General features: G+C 71.8%; 18 protein-coding genes. 6 read left to right on the forward strand and 12 right to left on the reverse strand.

The genetic code is table 11. From position 1 onward, the window contains the following. Positions 1 to 6 precede the first annotated feature (6 nt). Positions 7 to 516, reverse strand: a complete 510-nt coding sequence (rraA, locus tag KA711_11705; protein MCM0609634.1) for a ribonuclease E activity regulator RraA — start codon at positions 514 to 516, stop codon at positions 7 to 9. A 56-nt stretch (positions 517 to 572) separates the two neighbouring features. Here rraA and KA711_11710 point away from each other — a divergent pair, with 56 nt between their 5' ends. Continuing rightward, positions 573 to 1505, forward strand: coding sequence for an EamA family transporter (locus tag KA711_11710; GenBank protein MCM0609635.1), 933 nt, complete (start codon positions 573 to 575; stop codon positions 1503 to 1505). Here the strand turns inward: KA711_11710 and KA711_11715 are convergent. Both KA711_11715 and KA711_11720 read right to left on the reverse strand, forming a co-directional pair. Then, complete coding sequence (locus KA711_11715) at positions 1489 to 3213, reverse strand: thiamine pyrophosphate-binding protein (protein ID MCM0609636.1); 1725 nt, start codon at positions 3211 to 3213, stop codon at positions 1489 to 1491. The genes KA711_11710 and KA711_11715 overlap by 17 nt on opposite strands. 10 nt (positions 3214 to 3223) lie before the next feature. Further along, the gene (locus KA711_11720; protein MCM0609637.1) at positions 3224 to 4480 is read right to left on the reverse strand and encodes an MFS transporter; all 1257 of its coding nucleotides are present in this window, start codon (positions 4478 to 4480) and stop codon (positions 3224 to 3226) included. A 69-nt stretch (positions 4481 to 4549) separates the two neighbouring features. On the opposite strand from KA711_11720, the gene KA711_11725 reads away from it, so the two are divergent. From KA711_11725 to KA711_11740, 4 genes are all read left to right on the forward strand, one after another. After that, entirely contained in the window at positions 4550 to 5434 is an 885-nt protein-coding gene (locus KA711_11725; GenBank protein ID MCM0609638.1) for a helix-turn-helix transcriptional regulator, read from the forward strand. A 62-nt stretch (positions 5435 to 5496) separates the two neighbouring features. After that, complete coding sequence (gene nadA, locus KA711_11730) at positions 5497 to 6624, forward strand: quinolinate synthase NadA (GenBank protein ID MCM0609639.1); 1128 nt, start codon at positions 5497 to 5499, stop codon at positions 6622 to 6624. A gap of 86 nt (positions 6625 to 6710) precedes the next feature. Continuing rightward, positions 6711 to 7001 carry a late competence development ComFB family protein gene (locus tag KA711_11735; protein MCM0609640.1) on the forward strand — a complete coding sequence of 97 codons (291 nt, stop codon included), beginning with the start codon at positions 6711 to 6713 and terminating at the stop codon, positions 6999 to 7001. Next, complete coding sequence (locus tag KA711_11740) at positions 6994 to 8787, forward strand: GGDEF domain-containing protein (GenBank protein MCM0609641.1); 1794 nt, start codon at positions 6994 to 6996, stop codon at positions 8785 to 8787. Before KA711_11735 ends, KA711_11740 begins: the two co-directional genes overlap by 8 nt. Before the next feature lie 21 nt (positions 8788 to 8808). Here the strand turns inward: KA711_11740 and nadB are convergent, their stop codons facing one another. Continuing rightward, positions 8809 to 10425 carry an L-aspartate oxidase gene (gene nadB / locus KA711_11745; protein MCM0609642.1) on the reverse strand — a complete coding sequence of 539 codons (1617 nt, stop codon included), beginning with the start codon at positions 10423 to 10425 and terminating at the stop codon, positions 8809 to 8811. Positions 10426 to 10473: 48 nt separating this feature from the next. Beyond that, complete coding sequence (clpB, locus tag KA711_11750) at positions 10474 to 13065, reverse strand: ATP-dependent chaperone ClpB (protein MCM0609643.1); 2592 nt, start codon at positions 13063 to 13065, stop codon at positions 10474 to 10476. A 161-nt stretch (positions 13066 to 13226) separates the two neighbouring features. Here clpB and KA711_11755 point away from each other — a divergent pair, with 161 nt between their 5' ends. Then, positions 13227 to 15422 carry an SLC26A/SulP transporter family protein gene (locus KA711_11755; GenBank protein ID MCM0609644.1) on the forward strand — a complete coding sequence of 732 codons (2196 nt, stop codon included), beginning with the start codon at positions 13227 to 13229 and terminating at the stop codon, positions 15420 to 15422. A 21-nt stretch (positions 15423 to 15443) separates the two neighbouring features. Here the strand turns inward: KA711_11755 and KA711_11760 are convergent, their stop codons facing one another. Genes KA711_11760 through KA711_11790 form a run of 7 tightly spaced genes read right to left on the reverse strand, consistent with a single transcriptional unit; the run spans position 15444 to position 21999 of the window. Next, the gene (locus tag KA711_11760) at positions 15444 to 15962 is read right to left on the reverse strand and encodes a flavin reductase family protein (protein ID MCM0609645.1); all 519 of its coding nucleotides are present in this window, start codon (positions 15960 to 15962) and stop codon (positions 15444 to 15446) included. Continuing rightward, positions 15946 to 16452: a molybdenum cofactor biosynthesis protein MoaE gene (locus KA711_11765; GenBank protein MCM0609646.1), complete on the reverse strand. Its 507-nt coding sequence runs from the start codon at positions 16450 to 16452 to the stop codon at positions 15946 to 15948. Before KA711_11765 ends, KA711_11760 begins: the two co-directional genes overlap by 17 nt. Before the next feature lies 1 nt (position 16453). Beyond that, the gene (moaD, locus tag KA711_11770) at positions 16454 to 16708 is read right to left on the reverse strand and encodes a molybdopterin converting factor subunit 1 (GenBank protein ID MCM0609647.1); all 255 of its coding nucleotides are present in this window, start codon (positions 16706 to 16708) and stop codon (positions 16454 to 16456) included. A gap of 41 nt (positions 16709 to 16749) precedes the next feature. Continuing rightward, positions 16750 to 17991 carry a molybdopterin molybdotransferase MoeA gene (locus KA711_11775; GenBank protein ID MCM0609648.1) on the reverse strand — a complete coding sequence of 414 codons (1242 nt, stop codon included), beginning with the start codon at positions 17989 to 17991 and terminating at the stop codon, positions 16750 to 16752. Next, entirely contained in the window at positions 17988 to 19403 is a 1416-nt protein-coding gene (locus KA711_11780; protein ID MCM0609649.1) for a threonine synthase, read from the reverse strand. Before KA711_11780 ends, KA711_11775 begins: the two co-directional genes overlap by 4 nt. Continuing rightward, positions 19403 to 20770 carry a homoserine dehydrogenase gene (locus KA711_11785; protein MCM0609650.1) on the reverse strand — a complete coding sequence of 456 codons (1368 nt, stop codon included), beginning with the start codon at positions 20768 to 20770 and terminating at the stop codon, positions 19403 to 19405. The genes KA711_11780 and KA711_11785 overlap by 1 nt, the downstream gene beginning before the upstream one ends. Continuing rightward, positions 20767 to 21999: a pyridoxal phosphate-dependent aminotransferase gene (locus KA711_11790; protein MCM0609651.1), complete on the reverse strand. Its 1233-nt coding sequence runs from the start codon at positions 21997 to 21999 to the stop codon at positions 20767 to 20769. The genes KA711_11785 and KA711_11790 overlap by 4 nt, the downstream gene beginning before the upstream one ends. Positions 22000 to 22029 lie beyond the last annotated feature (30 nt).

Here is a 22029-nt window from a genome sequence, read left to right on the forward strand (position 1 = left end):
CGCATTCTAGTCAGCCGCCGTCCCGTGCAGCGGCCGTTCGCCGAGGACGATGCCATCGGCGTCGGCGTACAGCCAGTCGCCCGGGCGCACCGCCACGCCCTGCAGCCGCACCGGGCCTCCCTCGTGGCCGCCGCCGCCGCGCTTGGCCGGCGGCATGGGGCACAGCGCCAGCGCGCGCACGCCCACGGCGGTGGCGCGCAACTCGGCCGCATCGCGCACCGCGCCGTCGATAACGATGCCGGCCCAGCCGTTGCGCGCCGCTGCCGCCGCCAGGTTGCCGCCCACCAGCGCGGTGCGCAGGCTGCCGCCGCCGTCCACCACCAGCACGCGGCCCTGGCCGGGGCTGTCGAGCAGGCTCTTCACGAGCACGTTGTCCTCGAAGCAGCGCACGGTGGCCACCGGGCCGGCAAAGCGCGGTTGGCCGCCGTAGTCGTGCCAGCGCGGCGGCAGCACGCGCAGCGCCGTAGGCTCGTCGCGGAAGGGGTCGCAGAGGTCGCAGGTCGAGAAGTCGATCATGGCGTGGCGCAGGGGGCCCGGGCTGGGCGTCTCGCCGAGCCTAACATCGCACCTTCATGCCGAGTTCAGCCCCGCCCCCACCAGCGCCGGCACCGGCCGCACCCGGCACCGCGCTGGTGGCCGCCTGCCTGGCGGCCACCTGGCTGATCTGGGGCTCGACTTACCTCGCCATCAAGTGGGCGCTGGTGAGCTTTCCGCCGTTTTTCCAGATGGGCACGCGCTTCCTGGCGGCCGGCGGCCTGCTGATGGCCTGGATGCTGCTGCAGGGGGCGCGGCTGCCCACGCGGGCCGAATGGATCAGCGCCCTCGTGCTGGGCGCGCTGATGTTGGGCGGCGGCTACGGAGCCACCGCCGTGGCGCAGACCACGGTGAGCTCGGGCCTCGTGGTGGCCTTCATCGCCGTGGTGCCGGCGCTGGTGGCGCTGGCCGAGTGGCCCTACGGCGTGCGGCCGAGCCGGCGCGAGGCCGCCGGCATCGTGTTGGGCCTGGTGGGGGTGGTGCTGCTGGCGCGGGGCGCGGGCTTCGGCGCGTCGTTGCCCGGCCTGTTGTGGCTGGTCCTCGCCTGCGTCACCTGGAGCGTGGGCAGCGTGTGGGCACGCCATGGCCTGCCGCGGGCCCTGGGGGGTGGCGCGCTGGCGCTGGCGCACGGCGCCACCGGCTATGCCAGCCAGATGCTGGCCGGCGGCGCCTTGCTCGCACTGTCTGCGCTGGCCGCCGGCGAGCAGCCAGCCTGGCCGCCCGAGGGCCGCGCGCTGTTGTCCTGGGTGTATCTCGTGCTGGCCGGCAGCCTGGTGGCTTTCTCGGCCTACATGGTGCTGCTGCAGCGCACCAGCGCAGCGCTGGCGTCGAGCTACACCTTCGTCAACCCGGTGATCGGCCTGCTGCTGGGCGTCACGCTGGGCGGCGAGGCGGTGACGGCCGGCGAGTGGCTGGCCGCGGGCGTGGTCTGTGCGGGGGTGGTGCTGCTGCTGATCAGGCCGCGCCCTTGAGCGCCGCCGCGCGCACCGCCGTGAGCGTGGTGCGCGAGGTGATCACGTCGGTCGGCAACTCCAGGTGCAGCAGCGCCGGGCGGCCCTGGGCCTCGATGGCGGCGATGCAACGGTCGATCCCTGCCACTGCGTCGGCCGTGGTGGCGGCGAACTCGCCGTGCCAGCCATAGGCGCGCGCCAGCGCCGCGAAGTCGGGGTTGAAGAGGTCGGAGCCGCTCACGCGCGCCGGGTACTCGCGCTCCTGGTGCATGCGGATGGTGCCGTAGCTGCGGTTGTCGACGACGATGCTGAGCAGCCGCTTCGCGCCGTAGGCGGTGGCCGTGGCCAGCTCCTGCCCGTTCATCAGGAAGTCGCCGTCGCCGGCGAGGTTGACGGCCCAGCGTCCGGGCTGCAGCAGGCTCGCCGCCACCGCCGCCGGCAGGCCGTAGCCCATGGCGCCGCTGGTGGGCGCCAGCTGCGTGCGGCCGTGGTGCTGCAGGCCCGGCAGAACGCCGTAGCGGTGCAGCCAGCCGGCATAGTTGCCGGCGCCGTTGGTGTAGACGGTGCTCTCGGGCAGGCGCTGCTGCAGCGTCTTCACCACCACCGCCAGGTCCATCGGCTCCACCGCCGCTGCCACGAGGTTGGCCTCGTAGTCGGCGCGAGCGGCCTCGGCGTGGGCGCGCCAGCGCAGCTCGGGCGGCGCGGTGAGCGCCTCCAGCGACTTGGCCGCGGCCGGCGTCGCGGCCTGGATCAGCAGGTCGGCGGCGTAGACGCGGCCCAGCTCCTCGGGCCCGGGGTGGATGTGCACCAGCGCCTGCGCCGGCCGCGGCGCGGCCAGCAGCGTGTAGCCGCTGGTCGTCATCTCGCCGAGTCGCACGCCCAGGGCAATGACGAGGTCGGCGTTGCGGATGCGCGCCGCGAGCCGCGGGTTGATGCCGATGCCCACGTCGCCGGCATACAGCGGGTGGCGGTTGTCAAAGGTGTCCTGGAAGCGCCAGCCGCAGGCCACTGGCAGCTGCCAGTTCTCTGCAAAGCGCTGCAGCGCTGCGGCGGCCCCGGCGTCCCAGCCCGGGCCGCCAGCGATGACGATGGGCCGCTCGGCGACCAGCAGCCGCGCGCGCAGTTCGCGCAGCGCGCCCGGCGCCGGCCAGGCGCGCGCCGGCTCCGCGCGCGGCAGCACCCGCGCAGCCGTAGGCGTGGCAAGCATGTCCTCGGGCAGCGCCAGCACCACCGGGCCCGGGCGGCCCTGCTGCGCGGTGTGAAAGGCGCGCGCCACGTACTCGGGAAGGCGGTCGGCGCTGTCGCACTGCGCCGCCCACTTGGCCATGCCCAGCGTGCCGGGGCCGAACACCTGGCGGTAGTCGAGCTCCTGGAAGGCCTCGCGGTCGCGCTGGTCGCTGGCAACCTGGCCGACGAACAGCACCATCGGCGTGGAGTCTTGAAGGGCCGTGTGCACGCCGATGCTGGCGTTGGTGGCGCCGGGGCCGCGCGTCACGAAGCACACCCCGGGCCGGCCCGTGAGCTTGCCCTGGGCCTCGGCCATGAAGGCGGCGCCGCCTTCCTGCCGGCAGGCGATGAAGCGGATGCGGTCGCGGTGTTCGTGGAAACCGTCGAGCACGGCGAGGTAGCTCTCGCCAGGCACGCCAAAACAGGTGCTGATGCCCTGTTCGATCAGCGTCTCGACGAGCGCATGGCCGGCCAGGCGCGAGGGGGTGGGCGGGTTGGACATGGCAGCCACCCTAAGCGGCTGCCGGGCGCAGTGCGCGCAAGCGCAGCGCCACCAGCGAGGCTGAGCCCACGCCCAGGAGCAGCGCCAGCGCCGAGCCGCCGAACACGCCGCCGGCGTGGCCGTGGTCGAGCAGCCAGCCAAACACCGGCGCCGCGAGCGCGAAGCCGACGTCCAGGCCCGAGTACACCGTGCCGTAGACCCGGCCCGTGGCCCCGGGCGGCGCGGCGCGCTTGATGAGCATGTCGCGCGAGGGTCCGGCCAGCCCGGTGCCGAAGCCTGCCAGCGCCGTCACTGCCGCGGCCGCCAGCGGCGGCAGCATGCCGCTGGCCACCAGCAGCAGCAGCGCCGCGCCGGCGGCCATGGCCATCCCGATGATGAGCTCCAGCCGCTGCACGCGCGCGACCACGAAGCCGCCCATCACCATCCCGGCCGCGCCACACAGCATGTAGCCGGTGACGACGAAGGCCGTGGCCGACAAGGGCAGGCCGTACAGCATGGCCAGCGCCGGGCTGGCGAAGCTTTGGATGGCCGCCAGCGCGGCCGTGCTCCAGAAGAAGAAGCTGAAGCACAACCACACCGAGGGCAGGCGCAGGAAGGCCAGCGGGTGCTCAGTGGCGGCGGCAGCCGCACCGGCGCGTGGCGCAGCAACGGCATCGGGGCGGCGGTCGTTGATGTCCTCGCGGCGCAGCGCCAGCAGCAAGAGCACCGCCAGCGCCCAGAGCGCCGCGGCCAGGTAGGCGGCACGCCAATGGCCGAAGAGCTCGGCCACACCGATCAGCAGCACCGGCGCCACCGCCCAGCCCAGGTTGCCCGAGATGCCGTGCACCGAGAACGCATGGCCCAGGCGCGGCGACGACACGCGCTTGTTGAGTATGGTGAAGTCGGCCGGGTGAAAGGGTGCGTTGCCGATGCCGGCGAGGACCGCCGCCAGCACCAGCCCGCCCGGGCCGCGTGCGGAGGCCGCCGCGAGTGCCGCCGCGACGAAGCAGCCCAGCGCCGCCAACAGCACCGGCCGCGCGCCGACGCGGTCAACCAGGAAGCCCGCCATCGCTTGTCCAACGCCGCTGATCACGAAGAACGCCGACACCAGCAGCCCGAGTTCGGAGTAGCTCAGGCCGAATTCGCGCATGAACACCGGGAACATCGGGGGCAGCAGCAGGTGGAAGAAGTGCGAGGTGCCGTGTGCGACGCCGACCAGTCCGATCACGGTGAAGTCGGCACGGGCTGCAGCCACCGGCACCAGGGGCTTGGGGGCGAGGGACGTCATGCCGGCAGCCTAGCGACGCGCGCAGCGACCGGGTTACGATAGTCGGCCAGATTCTGTCGCGATTGCGCCATGGCCCGCCCTGTCTTCAACTGTCCCTCGGCGCCGCGACCGGCGCGCCGCAGTGCCCCAGCGGTGCCACGGGTCCACGCCCACGTGCCGGCCCCCGGACCGACCGACTTCGCGCCCACGCCCGAACACCCCCTGCGGGTGCGCGCGCGCCGCATGACGGCGGCCTCGCGCATCGCGCCGCACCGCCATGCCTGGGCGCAGGTGGCGTGGTCGGCCACGGGGGTGCTGCGCGTCAGCGCCGGCAGCCACACCTACATCGTGCCGCCGTCCCGCGCGGTGTGGATTCCTCCAGGCGTGGAGCATGTGGTGACGGTGGTGGAGGACGCCGAGTTGCGCACGCTGTACCTGCTGCAGCCCGGCGGCCGCTGCGGACCGGCCGCGCTGGATGCGGGCGTGGCGCGCGTCGGCTGGCAGCAGTGCCGGGTGCTGGAGGTGTCCCCCTTGCTGCGCGAGCTGGTGGAGCAGCTGGTGGAGCCACCCGACGACGCCGCGCGCGGGGCCTGCCTGGTGGCGCTGGTCCAGGACGAGCTGGCGCGTGCCCGCCCGGTGCCGCTGGGCGTGGGCCTGCCGGCCGACAAGCGGCTGCGCGCGCTGTGCGAGGCGGTGCTCGACGACCCCGCGCGCCACGCCACGCTCCAGGACTGGGCCGCTGGCTGCGGCGCCAGCGTGCGCACGATCGCACGTTTGTTCCGCCAGGAGCTGGGCACCACCTTCGCCGAGTGGCGCCAGCAGGTGCTGCTGGCCAAGGCGCTGTCGATGGCCGCGCGCAAGCGGCCGATGGCGCACATCGCCGCCGAGCTGGGCTACGCCAGCGCCAGCGCCTTCACGGCCATGGTGCGGCGCTCGGTGGGCATGCCGCCCAGCCGCTTTTTCGCGTCGGCCTGACCCAGCCCTGCTTGACGGGCGCGCCACGCACCCCACATCCCCATTCTGTTGCCGAGGATCCCATGAACGAGACCGTGCAGGTCAACTACACCCGTCAGGACGCAGGCGGCGCCTGCAGCACCCAGCAGGCCTGGGCCCGGGTACCCGCAGCGCTGCCGCCGCCCGAGCGCCAGGCGGCCCTGGCACGCGCTGCCGCGTTGCTCAAGGCCCGAGGTGCCGTGCTGGTGGCCCACTATTACGTCGACGGCGACCTTCAGGATCTGGCGCTTGCAACCGGCGGCATCGTGGCCGACTCGTTGGAGATGGCGCGCTTCGGCCGCGAACACCCGGCCCGCACGCTGGTGGTGGCCGGGGTGCGCTTCATGGGCGAGACGGCCAAGATCCTGAGCCCGGACAAACGGGTGCTGATGCCGGACCTCGAGGCCACCTGTTCACTCGATCTTGGCTGCCCGCCCGAGGCCTTCGCCGCCTTTTGCGACGCCCACCCCGACCGCGAGGTCGTGGTCTACGCCAACACCAGCGCCGCCGTGAAGGCGCGTGCCGACTGGATGGTGACGAGCTCGTGCGCGCTGGCCATCGTGCAACACCTCAAGGCCCAGGGCAGGAAGATCCTTTGGGCACCCGACCGCCACCTCGGCCGCTACATCCAGGAGCAGACCGGCGCCGACATGCTGCTGTGGAACGGCGCCTGCATCGTGCACGACGAGTTCAAGGGCCTGGAGCTCGAACTGCTGAAGGCCGAGCACCCGGGTGCGCAGGTCCTGGTGCACCCCGAGTCGCCGGCGCCCGTGGTGGCGCTGGCCGACGTCGTGGGCAGCACTTCGCAGCTGCTGAAGACCGTCGTCGACGGCACGGCCCGCGAGTACATCGTGGCCACCGACAACGGCATCCTGCACCGCATGCGCCAGCTCGCTCCGGGCAAGACGCTGATCGAAGCACCCACGGCGGGCGCCAGCGCAACCTGCAAGAGCTGCGCGCACTGCCCCTGGATGGCCATGAACGCGGTGCAGGGCGTGCTGGCCTGCCTGGAACGCGGAACCGGCGAGATCCAGGTGCCCGAGCCAGTGCGCAGCCGGGCCGCCGGCTGCATCGAACGCATGCTGGACTTCGTCAAGGCCCACCCGGCCGCGCTGGCCATCCCGCAGCGCGGCGCGCCGAGCGGCCTGACGCCAGACCTTGGCGCCGCCTGACGGCTGCCTTTTCGCTTCAGACCGGCAACGGCGCGCCGATAAGCCCATCTCAACCCGAAGCGCCGTCGCTGGGGGGAGGAGACGCCATGAGCGCCGATTTCACGACCGTCCGCAACCACAACGAGCGCGCCGTGTTCGACACTGTGCGGCGTCTGGCTCCGCAGTACCCGGGCCTGGACCACGACCTTGAGCTGCTGGCCGACGTGGCCTGCGTGGCCCTTAACCGACTCGCCCCGCGATACATCCGTCACGAGGTCGACTTCGTCTTCTACCTGAGCGAGCGCGAACGCAGCGACAGCGACCGCCAGCTCATAGAGGCCATCGAGTACGCCTTCGGCTTCGTGCAGGCCCGCACCGCCATGCGCGCCCGTGGCTGAGCACAGCAAGGACGTCGCCGCGGCACGCCAGCGGCTCCGCGAACTCTGCTACCTGCAGCCCGAGGCGGCCGCCGAGCTCGGGCGCCTTCTCGTGCCACTCGGTGGCGCCCTGGCGGCCGAGGGCTGGCTGCACATCGCGCTGGCCGAATTGCGCACCGGGACTGCTGCCGACACCGGCCGTCAAGCTGACGCGGCACTGGCCGAGGCCCGCCAAGTCTTCGAGGCGCTGGGCGACGGAAGCGGCACCGCCTGGTGCGACGAGGTGCGCGCGATGGCGCTGCGGCGCCAGGGCGACTTTGCCGGCTCGGCGCGGCTGCAGACCGAGATCGACGGCCGGCCCGGCGTCGAACGCGACGCGATGTTCCGATTCCTCGCGCACAACTCGCGCGCCCTCACGCACAAGCTCAACGGGCACGTCGACGAGACCTTGCACCACTTCTACGCCGCCCGGGAGGCCGCCTTCGAAACCGGCCTGGACGGGCCGCGCATCACCGTCGTCGCCAACCTCGGCGGCTTCCACCAGGCGCTGTACAACCTGGACGACGCCCGTCAGCTCAGCGAGCAGGCACTGGCCGAGGCCCGGCGCTGCGGCATGCGGCTGCTGGTGACGGCCTCGTGTGCCAACCTGGTGCTGGTTCATTACGCGGCGGGCAACCCCCCTGCCGCGCGGGCCATGGCGGGGTTCTTGCTCGAGCATCCGGCCGAGACGGTGGACGACCTGCCCCGCCACCATCCTTTGCCGCTGGCCCTGGGCTTTCTGGCCAGCGGCGAGATCGACCAGGCCCTGCGCTACCTGGCGACCGGTGCCGTGAGTGGCATCGCCGACGGCGATGGCCATTGCGAGTGGGCCTGGATCAAGTCGCGCTGCCTGCTGGCCCAGGGCAACGCCAAAGGCGCACGCGAACTCGCCGAGCGCACGTTGGCGCAGCGGGTGGATCGCCAGCGGTCAGACCCGCCCTATGCCTCGATGCAGCTTCGTCAGGCGCTCGCCGACGCCTGCGAGCACCTGGGGGATCACGCGGCGGCCCTGCGCTGGCAGCGTGAGGCCCATCAACGCTACACACACCTCGTGGGCCGCAGCGCGCGGGCGCGCATCATTGCGCTGGAGGTTGGCCATCGGCTGGCGGCCACCCAACGCGAACGTGACCTTGCGGTGCTGGGCCACCGGGAGGCCGACGACGACCGCCGCCGCCTGGCCGAGCTCAATGCCCAGCTCGAGGCCAAGGTGGCCGAGACCGAACGGCTGCACCAGGCCTTGCGCGAGCAGGCCCTGCGAGACCCGCTGACCGGGCTGCACAACCGCCGCTACCTGTTCGAAGCCGGCCCGGGCCTGCTGGAGCGGGCACACCGCAACCAGTGCATCGCCTGGGTGGCGCTGCTCGACCTCGACCACTTCAAGCTGCTCAATGACACTTACGGCCACCAGGCCGGCGACCAGGTGCTCAAGCGCTTTGCCGCGCTGCTGAGGGAGACCCTGCGCAAGAGCGACATCCTGTGCCGCTACGGCGGCGAGGAGTTCGTGGCCGTGATGCCGGACATCGACGGCGAGCACGCCCACGCCGTGCTCGAGCGACTGCTGCAAGCGCTGCAGCAGCTGCCGCCGGAGCCCGGGCGCCGCCGCGTGCCGAACGGCAGCTTCTCCGCGGGGGTGGCGATGTTTCCGCGCCACGGGACCACCCTGGAGAAGCTCCTGCTTCGCGCCGACAAGGCGCTGTACGTGGCCAAGCGCCAGGGGCGCGCGCGCATCGAGCAGGTGCCGGCCACCGGCTTCAGCACCCTGGCTTGACGCCGGCACAGCCGGTCGGGCTCAGCGGCTTCTGGCAGGCCGCGTCAGCACCGTCGGAAAGCTCACCGGCAAGGTGTGCGGGAAGTCGCGGCTGTAGTGCAGGCCACGGCTCTCGTGGCGGCGAAGCGCACTGCGCACGATGAGCTCGGCACACACCACCAGGTTGCGCAGCTCCAGCAGGTCGCGGTTGACGCGGAAATTGGCGTAGTAGTCGTCGATCTCGTCGCGCAGCAGCTTGATGCGGTGCAGCGCCCGCTCCAGACGCTTGGTCGTGCGCACGATGCCGACATAGTTCCACATCAAGAGGCGCAGCTCGTCCCAGTTGTGGGCGATCACCACCTGCTCGTCGGCATCCTCGACCTGACTCTCGTCCCAGGGCGGCGGATCGGGCGCATCGACCGCCGGCAGCCGCGCGATCGCGTCGGCGCAGCTTTGACCCAGCACCACGCACTCCAGCAGCGAGTTGCTGGCCAGGCGGTTGGCACCGTGCAGGCCGGTGTAGGTGGTCTCGCCAACGGCGAACAGCTGCGGCAGGTCGGTGCGGCCGTCCAGATCGGTGACGACGCCGCCGCAGGTGTAGTGCGCCGCCGGCACCACCGGGATCGGCTGGCGCGCGATGTCGATGCCCAACTGCCCGCAGCGGGCATGGATGGTGGGGAAATGAGACTTCAGGAAGGCCTCGCCCTTTTCGGCAACGATGGGCCGCGCGTCCAGCCAGACGTGGTCCAGCCCGTGCTTCTTCATCTCGAAGTCGATGGCGCGGGCGACGATGTCGCGCGGCGCCAGCTCCAGGCGCGCATCGTGCTCCGGCATGAAGCGCGTGCCGTCGGGCAGCGTCAGGTGCGCGCCTTCCCCCCGCAGCGCCTCGGTGATGAGAAAGCTGCGTTCCTGCGGGTGGTAAAGGCAGGTCGGGTGGAACTGGATGAACTCCATGTTCGCGACACGGCAACCGGCACGCCAGGCCATCGCGATGCCGTCGCCGGTGGCGGTGTCGGGATTGCTGGTGTAGCGGTAGACCTTACCCACCCCGCCGGTGGCCAGCACCACGGCCGCGGCCGGCAGCGTCTCCACCCGCTTCGCGTCCATGTCCAGCGCGTAGACGCCATGACACCGGGGCTCTGGGTCACCCTGCTTCAGGTGGCGCGAGGTGATCAGGTCGACCGCCACCCAGCGTTCGCGCAAGGTGATGCGCGGGTGCTCGCGGGCACGCGCCAGCAGCGCCTGGTGGATGGCCAGTCCGGTCGCGTCGGCGGCGTGGGCGATGCGGCGCACCGCATGGCCGCCCTCGCGCGTGAGGTGCAGGCCCAGCGGGCCTTCGGGGTCGGGCGAAAAGCCCACACCCTGGTCGACCAGCCAGCGCACGGCGGCAGCGCTGTGCTCGGCGATGAAGCGCGCGGCGTGTTCGTCGACGATGCCGGCACCGGCCGCCTGGGTGTCGCGGACGTGGCTCTCGACACTGTCGTCGGAACCCAGCACGCCGACGATGCCGCCCTGCGCCCAGGCCGTGGCGCTCTCGGACAGGCTGCGCTTGGCGAGCACCACCACCGGGCGGGAGCGGGCGAGCTCCAGCGCCACCGTCAAGCCCGCCAACCCGGCGCCCACCACGACCACCGGCCGCACCTGATGTGTTTCGATCATCGGCCTTCAGTCCATACGCATCGGCGACGATTCTAGAGAGCCGCGCCCTCAGTGCACGACACGCTCGAAGCCGAAGCCGCCGTCGATCACATCGACCGGGATCACATCCTTCGGCCCGAAGCGGCCCTGCAGGATCAGCTTGCTGACCGGGTTCTCGATGCGCTGCTGGATGGCCCGCTTCAGCGGCCGCGCGCCGAACACCGGATCGAATCCCACCTTGGCCAGCTCGGCCAGCGCCGCCGGGCTCACGTCGAGCTTCATCTCGAGCTTCTCCAGCCGGGCCTGCAGGATCTTCAGCTGGATGCGGGCGATGCTCTCGATGTGGCTGCGGTCGAGCGCGTGAAACACCACGGTCTCGTCGATGCGGTTGAGGAACTCGGGCCTGAAGTGCGCCTTGACCTCGCCCCAGACGGCGTCCTTGATCTGCTCGCCCGGCCGGCCTGCCATCTGCATGATGAGCTGCGAGCCCAGATTGCTGGTCATCACGATGACGGTGTTCTTGAAGTCGACCGTGCGGCCCTGTCCGTCGGTCAGACGCCCGTCGTCCAGCACCTGCAGCAGCACGTTGAAGACATCGGGGTGGGCCTTCTCCACCTCGTCGAGCAGCAGCACGCTGTAGGGCTTGCGGCGAACGGCCTCGGTGAGTGCGCCGCCTTCGTCGTAGCCCACGTAACCCGGGGGCGCGCCGATCAGGCGGCTCACCGAGTGCTTCTCCATGTACTCGCTCATGTCGACGCGGATGAGGTGGTCTTCGCTGTCGAACAGGAAGCCGGCCAGCGCCTTGCACAGCTCGGTCTTGCCCACGCCGGTGGGGCCCAGGAAGAGGAAGCTGCCGAGCGGCCGGTTGGGATCTGACAGGCCCGCGCGCGAGCGGCGGATGGCATCGGCCACGGCCACGATGGCCTCGTCCTGGCCAACCACGCGCTCATGCAGACGGGCCTCCATCTGCAGCAGCTTGTCGCGCTCGCCCTGCATGAGCTTGCTGACCGGGATGCCAGTGGCCCGGCTCACGACCTCGGCGATCTCTTCCGCGCCGACCAAGGTGCGCAGCAGCTGCGGCTTGCCACCGCCCTTCTTGCCGGTTTCCTTGGCCTGGGCTTCCTTCAGGCGCTTCTCCAGTTCGGGCAGCTTGCCGTACTGCAGCTCGGCCACCTTGTTGAAGTCGCCCTTGCGCTTGAGCTCCTCGATTTGCTGGCGGGTGCGGTCAATCTCTTCCTTGACCTGGGCCGAGCCCTGGGCCTGCGCTTTCTCGGACTTCCAGATCTCGTCCAGATCGGCGGCCTCGCGCTCGAGCTTGGCGATCTCGTCCTCGATCAGGCCCAGGCGCTTGATGGATGCCTCGTCCTTCTCCTTCTTGACCGCCTCGCGCTCGATCTTGAGCTGGATGAGCCGGCGGTCGAGCTTGTCCATCGCCTCGGGCTTGGAGTCGATCTCGATCTTGATCTTGGCCGCCGCCTCGTCGATGAGGTCAATGGCCTTGTCGGGCAGGAAGCGGTCGGTGATGTAGCGGTGGCTCAGCTCGGCCGCGGCCACGATGGCCGGGTCGGTGATCTCCACGCCGTGGTGCACCTCGTACTTCTCCTGCAGGCCGCGCAGGATGGCCACCGTGGCCTCGACGCTGGGCTCGTCGACCAGCACCTTCTGGAAGCGGCGCTCCAGCGCAGCGTCCTTCTCGACGTACTTGCGGTACTCATCCAGCGTGGTGGCGCCGATGCAGTGCAGCTCGCCGCGCGCCAGTGCCGGCTTGAGCATGTTGCCGGCGTCGATGGCGCCCTCGGCCTTGCCGGCGCCCACCATGGTGTGCAGTTCGTCGATGAACAGGATGATGCGGCCCTCATCGGCCGCCACTTCCTTGAGCACGGCCTTCAGCCGCTCCTCGAACTCGCCGCGGAACTTGGCGCCCGCCAGCAGCCCGGCCATGTCGAGCACCAGCACGCGCTTGTCCTTCAGGCTCTCGGGCACTTCGCCGTTGACGATGCGCTGCGCCAGGCCCTCGACGATGGCCGTCTTGCCGACACCGGGCTCGCCGATCAGCACCGGGTTGTTCTTGCTGCGCCGCTGCAGCACCTGGATGGCGCGGCGGATCTCGTCGTCACGGCCGATCACGGGATCGAGCTTGCCCTGGCGCGCGCGCTCGGTGAGGTCGAGCGTGAACTTCTTGAGCGCCTCTCGCTGGCCTTCGGCATCGGCCGAATCGACCTTGCTGCCGCCGCGCACCGCCATGACGGCAGCCTCAAGTGCCTTGCGCGTGAGGCCGTGGCCGCGCACGACGCTGCCGAAGTCGCTCTTCGCGTCGGCGGCGGCCAGCAGGAACATCTCGCTGGCGATGAATTGGTCGCCACGCTTCGTGGCTTCCTTGTCGGCCGCCTGCAGCAGCAGCACCAGGTCGCGGCCCGGCTGCACCGGCTGGCCGCCGCCCTGCACCTGGGGCAGCGCGTCGATCGCCGTTTCCATGGCCATGGCCAGCGCGCCCACCTTGGCGCCGGCACGCTCCAGGAGCGCGCGCGGGCCGTCGGGCTGGGCCAGCATCGCCGCCAGCAGGTGGGCCGGCTCCATGTAGGGGTTGTCGCGGCCGACGGCGGTGCTCTGCGCGTCCTGCAGGGCCTGCTGGAAGGCGGTGGTGAGTTTGTCGAAACGCATGGGGTGAACCTCCGGTCTGCCTTCGATGTGAGGCATGGGCGCCGCCTTTCAAGCCCATCGGCCGGGCCCCGGGGGCGCGCTTAAACTGGCCTTGACCTGAAGCAACAACGCCCGGGGCCACGGCCACCGGGCTGCACGAGGAGACCGCACTGAACCCGAGTGTGAGGCCGACCGCGCCCTGGCCGCGTGCGGTCGTGGGTGGCGCCGTGGGCGCCATCACCAGCATCGCCATCGTGATTACGCTGGGGCTGGTGGCACTGGCCCCGCTGGGCGCCGCCACGGCGGGCGTGGCCGCCGCGTTCCTGACCGTCATCGTCGGCGCCGCCGTGTACGCGCTGCTCGGGCGCAGCACGATGCCCGTGGGCGGCCCCACCTCGGCGACGGTGGTGATCGTGGCGGCGATGCTGGTGCCGCTGGCCTCGAGCCCGGCCCTGCCACCCGGGCCCGCCGGCCTGGCCGCCGTGCTCGTGGCGCTGGGGCTGGCCGTCGTCGGCATGGGCCTGCTGCAGGTGCTGATGGCCTGGGCGCGGCTCGGGCGGCTGGCCCGCTTCGTGCCGCAGCCGGTGCTGTCGGGCTTCATGAGCGGGGTGGCGCTGCTGATCGTGCTGGCCCAGTTGCCGCCGCTGCTGGCGCTGGAGCCCGACCGCTGGGCGTCCGAGGGTGTGCAGGCGCTGGCCCGAGCGCAGCCCGGCGCGCTGGTGCTGGGCCTGGCCACCACGGCGGTGATCGTGTGGCTGGCGCGCGTGCGGGGGCGCTGGCCCGGCGCGCTGATCGGCCTCGGGCTCGCCACGCTGGTGTGGCATGGCGTGGCCGCCGTGTGGCCGCAGGCCGGGCTGGGGGTGACGCTGGCGCCGGTGACGCTGCCCTCCACCTGGCCCGGCGCGGTTGCGGCGCTGCAGGGCGACGCCAGCGTGCTGGCCCTGGTGAACGCGCACCCGGCCACCCTGCTGCTGGGCGCGGTCGTGCTGGCCCTCGTGGCCGGCCTGGAGAGCCTGCTGAACCTGCGTGCCGTGGACCAGCAGGTGCAGGGTCGCCACGACGAGAACCGCGAGCTGCTGGCACTCGGCGTCGCCAACTTGTTCGGGGGCCTGCTCGGCGCGCTGCCGACGGTGATGTTGCGGGCCCGCGCCACCGCCATCCTGCAGGCCGGTGGCGTGGGCGGCGCGGCGGCGCTGTCGGCCGCGGCGGCTTCGCTGCTGCTGCTGGCTGCGGCCGGCACGCTGCTGGCGCTGCTGCCCAAGGCCGCGCTGGCCGGGGTGATGCTGGTGGTCGCGGCTTCGCTGGTGGACGGCTGGTCGCGCACCATGCTGCGGCAGTGCCGGAACCGCCAGCGCCGCGCCGCCCTGGCCCCAGCGATGCTGACCACCGCGCTGGTGGCCGTGGCCACGGTGGTGCAGGGCCCGGCGGCGGGCGTGGCGGTGGGCATCGCCGTCGCCGGCGTGGTGTTCGTGCGCCGCATCCGCGGCCAGACACTGCGCTGGCGCGGCACGGCCGAGGCGCGGCCGTCTCGCCGCGTCTACCCGCCGCCGCTGGAGCTGGCCCTGTCGTCGCTGCGCCCTCGGATCGCCGTGCTCGAGCTGCAGGGCGCCTTGTTCTGGGGCAACGCCGAACGCGTGGCCGAGGAGGCCGAGGCGCTGCCGACCGGGGGCCGCTTCGTCGTGCTCGACCTGCGGCGCGTGAGCGCGGTCGACGAGTCGGCGGCGGTCGAGCTGCTGCGGCTGGACCAGCGGCTGGCCGAGCGCGGCGTGACCCTGCTGCCCGTCGGCCCACCCTGCCCGGCCACCGAAGGCCGGCCCTGGGGCGACCACCTCGCGCAGGCCGGCGGCGGGCGGCCGTTGGCCTGCTGGCCCGACGCCGACCGCGCCGTCGAGCACGCCGAGCGCGTGCTGCTGGCCGAGCAGGGGGTCGCGCCCGACCTGCTGGTGCAGCCGATCGCGCCCGAGGACACGGTGCTGCTGCGCGGGCTCGATCCCCGCCACCAGCAGGCGGTGCTGGGCCGGCTGCAGCCGCGCCGGCTGTCCGCTGGCGAGCACCTGTTCCGCGAGGGCGACCCGGCCGATGCCGTGTACCTGCTGACGCGCGGCTCGATCACGGTGGTGGCCCAGGGCACGACGCGCTACGCGAGCTTCTCGCCGGGCACGCTGCTGGGCGAACTGGCGGCACTGGACAGCGGCGGGCGCAGCGCCGATGCCGTGGCCGACCGGGCCTCCGAGGTGCTCGTGCTGCCGACCGTGGCGCTGGCGCAGCTGGACCGCGACGACCCCACACTGGCGGCGCTGCTGTACCGCCAGATCGCCACCCACCTGGCCGACCGGCTGCGCCGCGCCTCGGCCGCCTGGACAGACGCGGCCGCCTGAGCGACTGCGGCCGGCACGCGCCTACAGTGCGTGGCCGATGGTGCGGTAGTGGCCGGACTGGAACAGCAGAGGCGCCGCCGTGGTCTCGGCGCAAGCCAGCACGCGGCCGATGAACAGCAGGTGGTCGCCCGCCACCTGGGTCGAGACCGTCTCGCACTCGAACACCGCCGCCGTGCCACCGAGCACGGGCAGGCCGTGCAGCCCGCTGGCCCAGTCGCCCTCGGCGAAGCGGTCGGCCTTGCGCGCGGCGAAGCGGCGCGACACCCCCACCTGCGACTCGGCCAGCACGTTGACGGCGAAGTGGCGCGCGGCCGAGAACGCTGCGGCCGACGGGCTCTCCCGCCGCAGCGACCACAGCACCAGCGGCGGCTCCAGCGACAGCGAGCTGAACGAGTTGACCGTCAGGCCCACGCGCTCGCCGGCGGCATCGGTGCAGGTGACGATGGTCACGCCCGTGGTGAAGCGGCTGAGGGCGGTGCGCAACCGGCGCGGATCCCGCGCCTGGCCGTCGGGCGCCACGGGCTCAGCACCCGGCTGCATTGCGCGCCTCGATGCCCCAGCGCGCCAGTGCCTCGTCGTCGGCCACGCGGGCATCGACCCAGCTCGCACCCGCGGGCGTGGTCTCCTTCTTCCAGAACGGTGCCTGGGTCTTCAGGTAGTCCATGACGAACTCGCAGGCCTGGAAGGCCTGGCCCCGGTGGGCTGAACTGACCGCCACGAGCACGATCTGCTCGCCCGGCTGCAGACGTCCGACACGGTGCACCACGCGCACGGCGCGGAGGTCGAAGCGGGCATGCGCCGCGTCGATCATGGCCTCGATGGACCGTTCGGTCATGCCCGGGTAATGCTCCAGTTCCAGTTCGCGCACCCGCTCGACGTCGGCCGGGTGACCCCGCTCACGCACGGTGCCGACGAAGCTGGCCACGGCGCCGACGCCCAGATCGCCGTCGCGCAGGGCCGCCACCTCGGCGGCGAGATCAAAGTCGGCGGTCTGGATGCGCACGCGGGGCGGGGGCGTTGTCGGGGCCATCTCAGCCCCCCGTCACGGGCGGGAAGAACGCCACCTCGTCGCCGTCAGCCAGCACGGCATCGTCGGCGCAGACCACCTGGCGCAGCGCCGCCCGCACGGGGCGACCGGGCGCCAGCACCTCGGCATGCGGACCGCCGCGCGCCTGGAGATGCTGGCGCAGCCGGCCCACGGTGCTGCCCGCGGGCAGCGTCACCCGCTCCTGCGGACCCAGGGCCTCGCGCAGCGACGCGAAGTAGCGGACATGGACGGTGAGCATGGATTCGGCGGAACTGACGCGCAAGCAGCCCAAGACGGGCATCAGGCGAGCATCGAGCCCGCCAGGGGCCGGTAGCTGACGACATCACCCGCGCGGATGGTATGCCCGGCCGGCAGATCCACCAGACCATCGGCCCAGACGGTGGACGTCAGCACGCCCGAGCCCTGATTGGCAAACAGCGTCAGCCTGCCATCGGGCCCCACGCGCACGCGCAGGAACTCCCGCCGCGGGTCGGGCCGGGGCCAGTCGAAGCCGGCCACCATCGGCAGCGCCGGGGGCAGACCCGGGGGCAGGCCCTGCAGCGCGGCCAGCACCTCGCGCACCGCCAGCAGCCAGGTGACGAACGACGACACCGGGTTGCCCGGCAGGCCCACGAGCAGCGCTTCGCTGCCGTCGGGCCGGCGGATGGCCCCAAAGGCCAGCGGCTTGCCCGGCTTGATGGCGAGCTGCCAGTTTTCCAGCCGCCCCTCGGCCATCGCGGCGGGCTTGAGGTGGTCTTCCTCGCCGACCGAGACGCCGCCGCTGGTGACGATGAGGTCGTGGCCGGCCGCAGCGCTGCGCAGCGCCTCGCGCGTGGCGTCGAGGCGGTCGGGAATGTGGCCGAGGTCGGTCACGTCGCAGCCGGCGGCCTCGGCCAGCGCGCGCAGCGTGTAGCGGTTGCTGTTGTAGAGGGCGCCGGGCTTGAGCGGCTCGCCCGGCATCGCCAGCTCGTCGCCGGTGCAAAGAATGGCCAGGCGCGGGCGCCGCCACACCGGCAACCTGGCCAGGCCCACCGAGGCCGCCAACCCGAGCGCCTGCGGAGAAAGCCGGGTGCCCGCGGCCAGCACCACGGCGCCCTCGGCCACGTCCTCGCCCCGGCGACGGACAGCCAGGCCCGGCAACGGCACGATGTTGACCCGCACGGCCCCGCCACCGCCCAGCGCATCGCACTGCTCCTGCATCACCACGGCGTCGGCGCCCTCGGGCACCAGCGCGCCGGTGAAGATGCGCGCGGCCGTGCCCGGCTGCAGCGGCGGCCCCACGTGGCCGGCGGCGATGCGCTGAGACACCGGCAACACCGTGCCGGCGGCCGGCACGTCGGTGGCGCGCAGCGCATAGCCGTCCATCGCCGAGTTGTCGGCGCCGGGGACGGCGATCGGGCTCTGCACGTCGGCCGCCAGCACGCGACCGCGGGCGCCGAAGGTGGAGACGGCCTCCACATCGGTGATGCGGTGGGCCGCCGCAGCTGTAGCCAGGCGCTGCAGGGCCTCGTCCAGCGGCAGCAGCGGGCGGGGCGCGTTCATGCCGGGGCGTGGGTTTCGATGTAGGCCTTGACGGCCGTCACGTCGGGCGGCATCAGCACGAAGCGCCGCGGCAGCGACTCCAGATGCTTCAGCGCCGCGGGTGGCTCGGGCTCGATGTCTGTGGCCTCGCGGATGGTGGCGGCGAACTTGGCCGGCAGCGCTGTTTCCAGCACGATCATCGGCACGCCGGCCTCGCGCTGTTCCCAGGCCACTTTCAGGCCGTCGGCCGTGTGCGTGTCGACGAGCGTGCCGTGCTGTTGCCAGCAGCGGCGGATGGTGGCCAGGCGGTCGGCGTGCGTGCTGCGGCCGCTGGCAAAGCCGAACTCGCCGCGGGCGCGCGCCATGGCGGCGGCGTCGAGCGTGAAGCCGCCTTGCCGCGGCACCTGCTCGCCGAACAGGCGCGCCACGGCCGCGCCGTCGCGGCCCAGCAGGTCGAACACGAAGCGCTCGAAGTTGCTGGCCTTGCTGATGTCCATGCTCGGGCTCGAGGTCTCGTGTGTCTCGGTGCTGCCGCGTACGCGATAGACCCCGGTGCGGAAGAACTCGTCGAGCACGTCGTTCTCGTTGGTGGCCACCACCAGGCGCCGGATCGGCAGGCCCATGCTGCGTGCCACATGGCCGGCGCAGACGTTGCCGAAGTTGCCGCTGGGCACGGTGAAGCTCACCGCTTCGTCGTTCGAGCGCGTGGCCTGGAAGTAACCCGCGAAGTAGTAGACCACCTGGGCCAGCAGCCGCGCCCAGTTGATGCTGTTGACGGTGCCGATCCTCCAGCGCCGCTTGAAGGCGAGATCGTTGCTGACGGCCTTGACGATGTCCTGGCAGTCGTCGAAAACGCCCTCCACCGCCAGGTTGTGGATGTTGGCGTCTTGCAGGCTGAACATCTGCGCCTGCTGGAAGGGGCTCATGCGGCCGTGCGGGCTGAGCATGAAGACGTGGATGCCATTCTTGCCGCGCATGGCGTACTCGGCGGCGCTGCCGGTGTCGCCGCTGGTGGCGCCCAGGATGTTGAGCGTCTCGTCGCGGCGGGCCAGCTCGTACTCGAACAGGTGGCCCAGCAGCTGCATGGCCATGTCCTTGAAGGCCAGCGTGGGGCCGTTGGACAGGGCCTGCAGGTGCAGCGTGTCGTCCAGGCGCTTGAGCGGCGTGATGGCAGCGCTGCCGAACACCGCCTCGGTGTAGGTGGCGCGCACCAGGCGCTGCAGGTCAGCGGCCGGGATGTCGTCGATGTAGAGGCTGAGGATCTCGAACGCCAGGTCGGCATACGGCAGTCCGCGCCAGCGCGCGAGCGTGGCGGTGTCGACCCGCGGGTAGTGCGTCGGCACGTACAGGCCGCCGTCGGGGGCCAGGCCCTCGAGCAGGATGTCGGAGAAGCCGCGGCGCGTACGGTCCCCACGCGTGCTGAGGTAGCGCATCAGCTCAGCTCTTCCTTGCGCAACTTGACGATCTGCGCCAGCACGGTGGGCAGTGACTGCATCTGTGCCAGGGCCGCGGCCATGCGGCCTTCGACCGTGTCGTGCGTGAGGATGATCAGGTCGGTCTTCTGCCCGCCCGCGGCGGGGAGTCCAAGTTCATCGCCTTCGGCGCTGGGGCGCTGCAGAACCGCATCGATGCTGATGTCGTGCCCGGCCAGGATGCCGGTGATGCGCGCCAGCACGCCGGCCTTGTCGGCCACCACCAGGCGCAGGTAGTACGCGGTGACGACCTCGCCAATCGGCAGGATCGGCGTGTCTACCAGGCTGCCGGGCTGGAAGGCCAGGCTGGGCACGCGGTGGCCAGGGTCGGCCGTCTGGAGGCGGGCGATGTCCACCAGGTCGGCGATCACGGCGCTGGCCGTGGGCTCACTGCCGGCGCCCTTGCCGTAGTACAGCGTGGTGCCCACGGCATCGGCCTTCACGACCACGGCGTTCATCGCGCCTTCGACGTTGGCGATCAGGCGTGTCGACGGGATCAGGGTCGGGTGCACCCGCAGCTCGATCCCCTCGACTCCCTCGGAGCTCGCTGCCGCTCGCGTGCGCCGCCGCGCGATGCCCAGCAGCTTGATGCGGTAGCCCAGTTGCTCGGCGTATCGGATGTCGGCAGCCTGCAACGCCGTGATGCCCTCGACATGGGCTTTGTCAAACTGCACCGGCACCCCGAACGCGATGGCCGAGAGGATGGTCGCCTTGTGAGCGGCATCCACACCCTCGATGTCGAAGGTGGGGTCGGCCTCGGCGTAGCCCAGGCGCTGCGCTTCCTGGAGCACCACGCCGAAGTCCAGCCCCTTGGCGCGCATCTCGCTCAGGATGAAGTTGGTGGTGCCGTTGATGATGCCGGCCACCCACTCGATGCGGTTGGCCGTGAGGCCCTCGCGCAGCGCCTTGATGATGGGTATGCCGCCGGCCACGGCGGCTTCGAAGGCCACCGTGACGCCGCGTTCGCGCGCCGCCGCGAAGATCTCGGTGCCGTGCACCGCCAGCAGCGCCTTGTTGGCCGTGACCACGTGCTTGCCCTGGCGGATGGCCTCCAGCACCAGCTGCCTGGCAACGCCGCAGCCGCCGATGAGCTCGACCACCACGTCCACGTCGGGGTCGGCCACCACCGCCGCCGCGACGGCCACCACGCGCGCCCGGCCCTTGACGACGGCCTCGGCGCGCGCGGTGTCCAGGTCGGCCACCACGGTGATCTCGATGCCGCAGCCGGCGCGCCGACGGATCTCTTCCTGGTTGCGGGCCAGCACCTCGAAGGTGCCGCTGCCCACGGTGCCGATGCCAAGCAGACCGACGCGGAGGGTGGGATTCATGCGGAGTGACGTTTTCGGTAGCCGTGGAGGAAACGTTCGATGCGGCCGAAGGCCTCGGTGAGGTCGTCGACGTTGGGCAGGAACACGAGCCGGAAGTGGTCGTGCGCGGGCCAGTTGAAGCCGGTGCCCTGCACGATGAGCACCTTCTGCTCGGCCAGCAGCTCGTAGGCGAACTGCTGGTCGTCGGCAACGGGGTACATCCTTGGATCGAGCCGCGGGAACATGTACAGCGCCGCCTTGGGCTTGACGACGCTCACGCCCGGTATCTGCGTGAGCAGCCCGTAGGCCAGGTCGCGCTGCTTGCACAGCCGGCCGCCAGGGGCCACGAGGTCCTTGATGCTCTGGTAGCCGCCCAGGGCCGTCTGGATGGCGAGCTGCCCGGGCGTGTTGGCGCACAGGCGCATGCTGGCCAGCATGTTCAGGCCCTCGATGTAGTCGCGCGCGGCGCGCTTGGCGCCGCTCACCACCATCCAGCCCGAGCGGTAGCCGCAGGCGCGGTAGTTCTTGGACAGGCCGTTGAAGGTGACGAAGAGCACGTCGTCGGCCAGGCTCGCGATGCTGGTGTGCGTGGCGCCGTCGTACAGCGTCTTGTCGTAGATCTCGTCGGCGAAGACGATCAGCTCGTGTCGGCGGGCGATCTCGACCATGCCCTGCAGCACGTCCACCGGGTACAGCGCGCCGGTGGGGTTGTTGGGGTTGATGACGACGATGGCCTTCGTGCGCGGCGTCACCCGGGCCTGGATGTCGGCCAGATCGGGCAGCCAGCCCGAGCCCTCGTCGCAGCGATAGTGCACCGGCGTGCCGCCTGACAGACTCACCACTGCCGTGTACAGCGGGTAATCGGGGCTGGGTATGAGCACCTCATCGCCGGCGTCGAGCAACGCGTTCATGCTCATCGCGATCAGCTCGCTGGCGCCATTGCCGAGGGTGATGTCGTCCACCGTCACGCCAGCGATGCCCTTTTCCTGCGTGTAGTGCATCACCGCCTTGCGCGGCGCGAACAGGCCCTTGCTGTCGGTGTAGCCGGCCGCCACCTGCGAGGGCAGGTTGTGGATCATGTCCTGCACGATCTCGTCGGGCGGCATCACGCCAAAGGCAGCCACGTTGCCGATGTTGAGCTTGATGATGCGCTGGCCCTCTTCCTCCATCTGCCGCGCCTTGTCGAGGACGGGACCTCGGATGTCGTAGCCGACGTTGGCGAGCTTGGCGGACTTGGCGATCGGCTTCATGGGGCGGCCCTGGGGCGCTGCATCGGCGAC

Source organism: Ideonella sp. WA131b, from assembly GCA_023657425.1.
Lineage (GTDB): Bacteria > Pseudomonadota > Gammaproteobacteria > Burkholderiales > Burkholderiaceae_C > Rubrivivax.

Coding starts and splice junctions, on each gene's coding strand:
- rraA (MCM0609634.1), bottom strand. CDS start 516: ATGATCGACTTCTCGACCTGCGACCTCTGCGACCCCTTCCGCGACGAG.
- KA711_11710 (MCM0609635.1), top strand. CDS start 573: ATGCCGAGTTCAGCCCCGCCCCCACCAGCGCCGGCACCGGCCGCACCC.
- KA711_11715 (MCM0609636.1), bottom strand. CDS start 3,213: ATGTCCAACCCGCCCACCCCCTCGCGCCTGGCCGGCCATGCGCTCGTC.
- KA711_11720 (MCM0609637.1), bottom strand. CDS start 4,480: ATGACGTCCCTCGCCCCCAAGCCCCTGGTGCCGGTGGCTGCAGCCCGT.
- KA711_11725 (MCM0609638.1), top strand. CDS start 4,550: ATGGCCCGCCCTGTCTTCAACTGTCCCTCGGCGCCGCGACCGGCGCGC.
- nadA (MCM0609639.1), top strand. CDS start 5,497: ATGAACGAGACCGTGCAGGTCAACTACACCCGTCAGGACGCAGGCGGC.
- KA711_11735 (MCM0609640.1), top strand. CDS start 6,711: ATGAGCGCCGATTTCACGACCGTCCGCAACCACAACGAGCGCGCCGTG.
- nadB (MCM0609642.1), bottom strand. CDS start 10,425: ATGATCGAAACACATCAGGTGCGGCCGGTGGTCGTGGTGGGCGCCGGG.
- clpB (MCM0609643.1), bottom strand. CDS start 13,065: ATGCGTTTCGACAAACTCACCACCGCCTTCCAGCAGGCCCTGCAGGAC.
- KA711_11760 (MCM0609645.1), bottom strand. CDS start 15,962: ATGCAGCCGGGTGCTGAGCCCGTGGCGCCCGACGGCCAGGCGCGGGAT.
- KA711_11765 (MCM0609646.1), bottom strand. CDS start 16,452: ATGGCCCCGACAACGCCCCCGCCCCGCGTGCGCATCCAGACCGCCGAC.
- moaD (MCM0609647.1), bottom strand. CDS start 16,708: ATGCTCACCGTCCATGTCCGCTACTTCGCGTCGCTGCGCGAGGCCCTG.
- KA711_11775 (MCM0609648.1), bottom strand. CDS start 17,991: ATGAACGCGCCCCGCCCGCTGCTGCCGCTGGACGAGGCCCTGCAGCGC.
- KA711_11780 (MCM0609649.1), bottom strand. CDS start 19,403: ATGCGCTACCTCAGCACGCGTGGGGACCGTACGCGCCGCGGCTTCTCC.
- KA711_11785 (MCM0609650.1), bottom strand. CDS start 20,770: ATGAATCCCACCCTCCGCGTCGGTCTGCTTGGCATCGGCACCGTGGGC.
- KA711_11790 (MCM0609651.1), bottom strand. CDS start 21,999: ATGAAGCCGATCGCCAAGTCCGCCAAGCTCGCCAACGTCGGCTACGAC.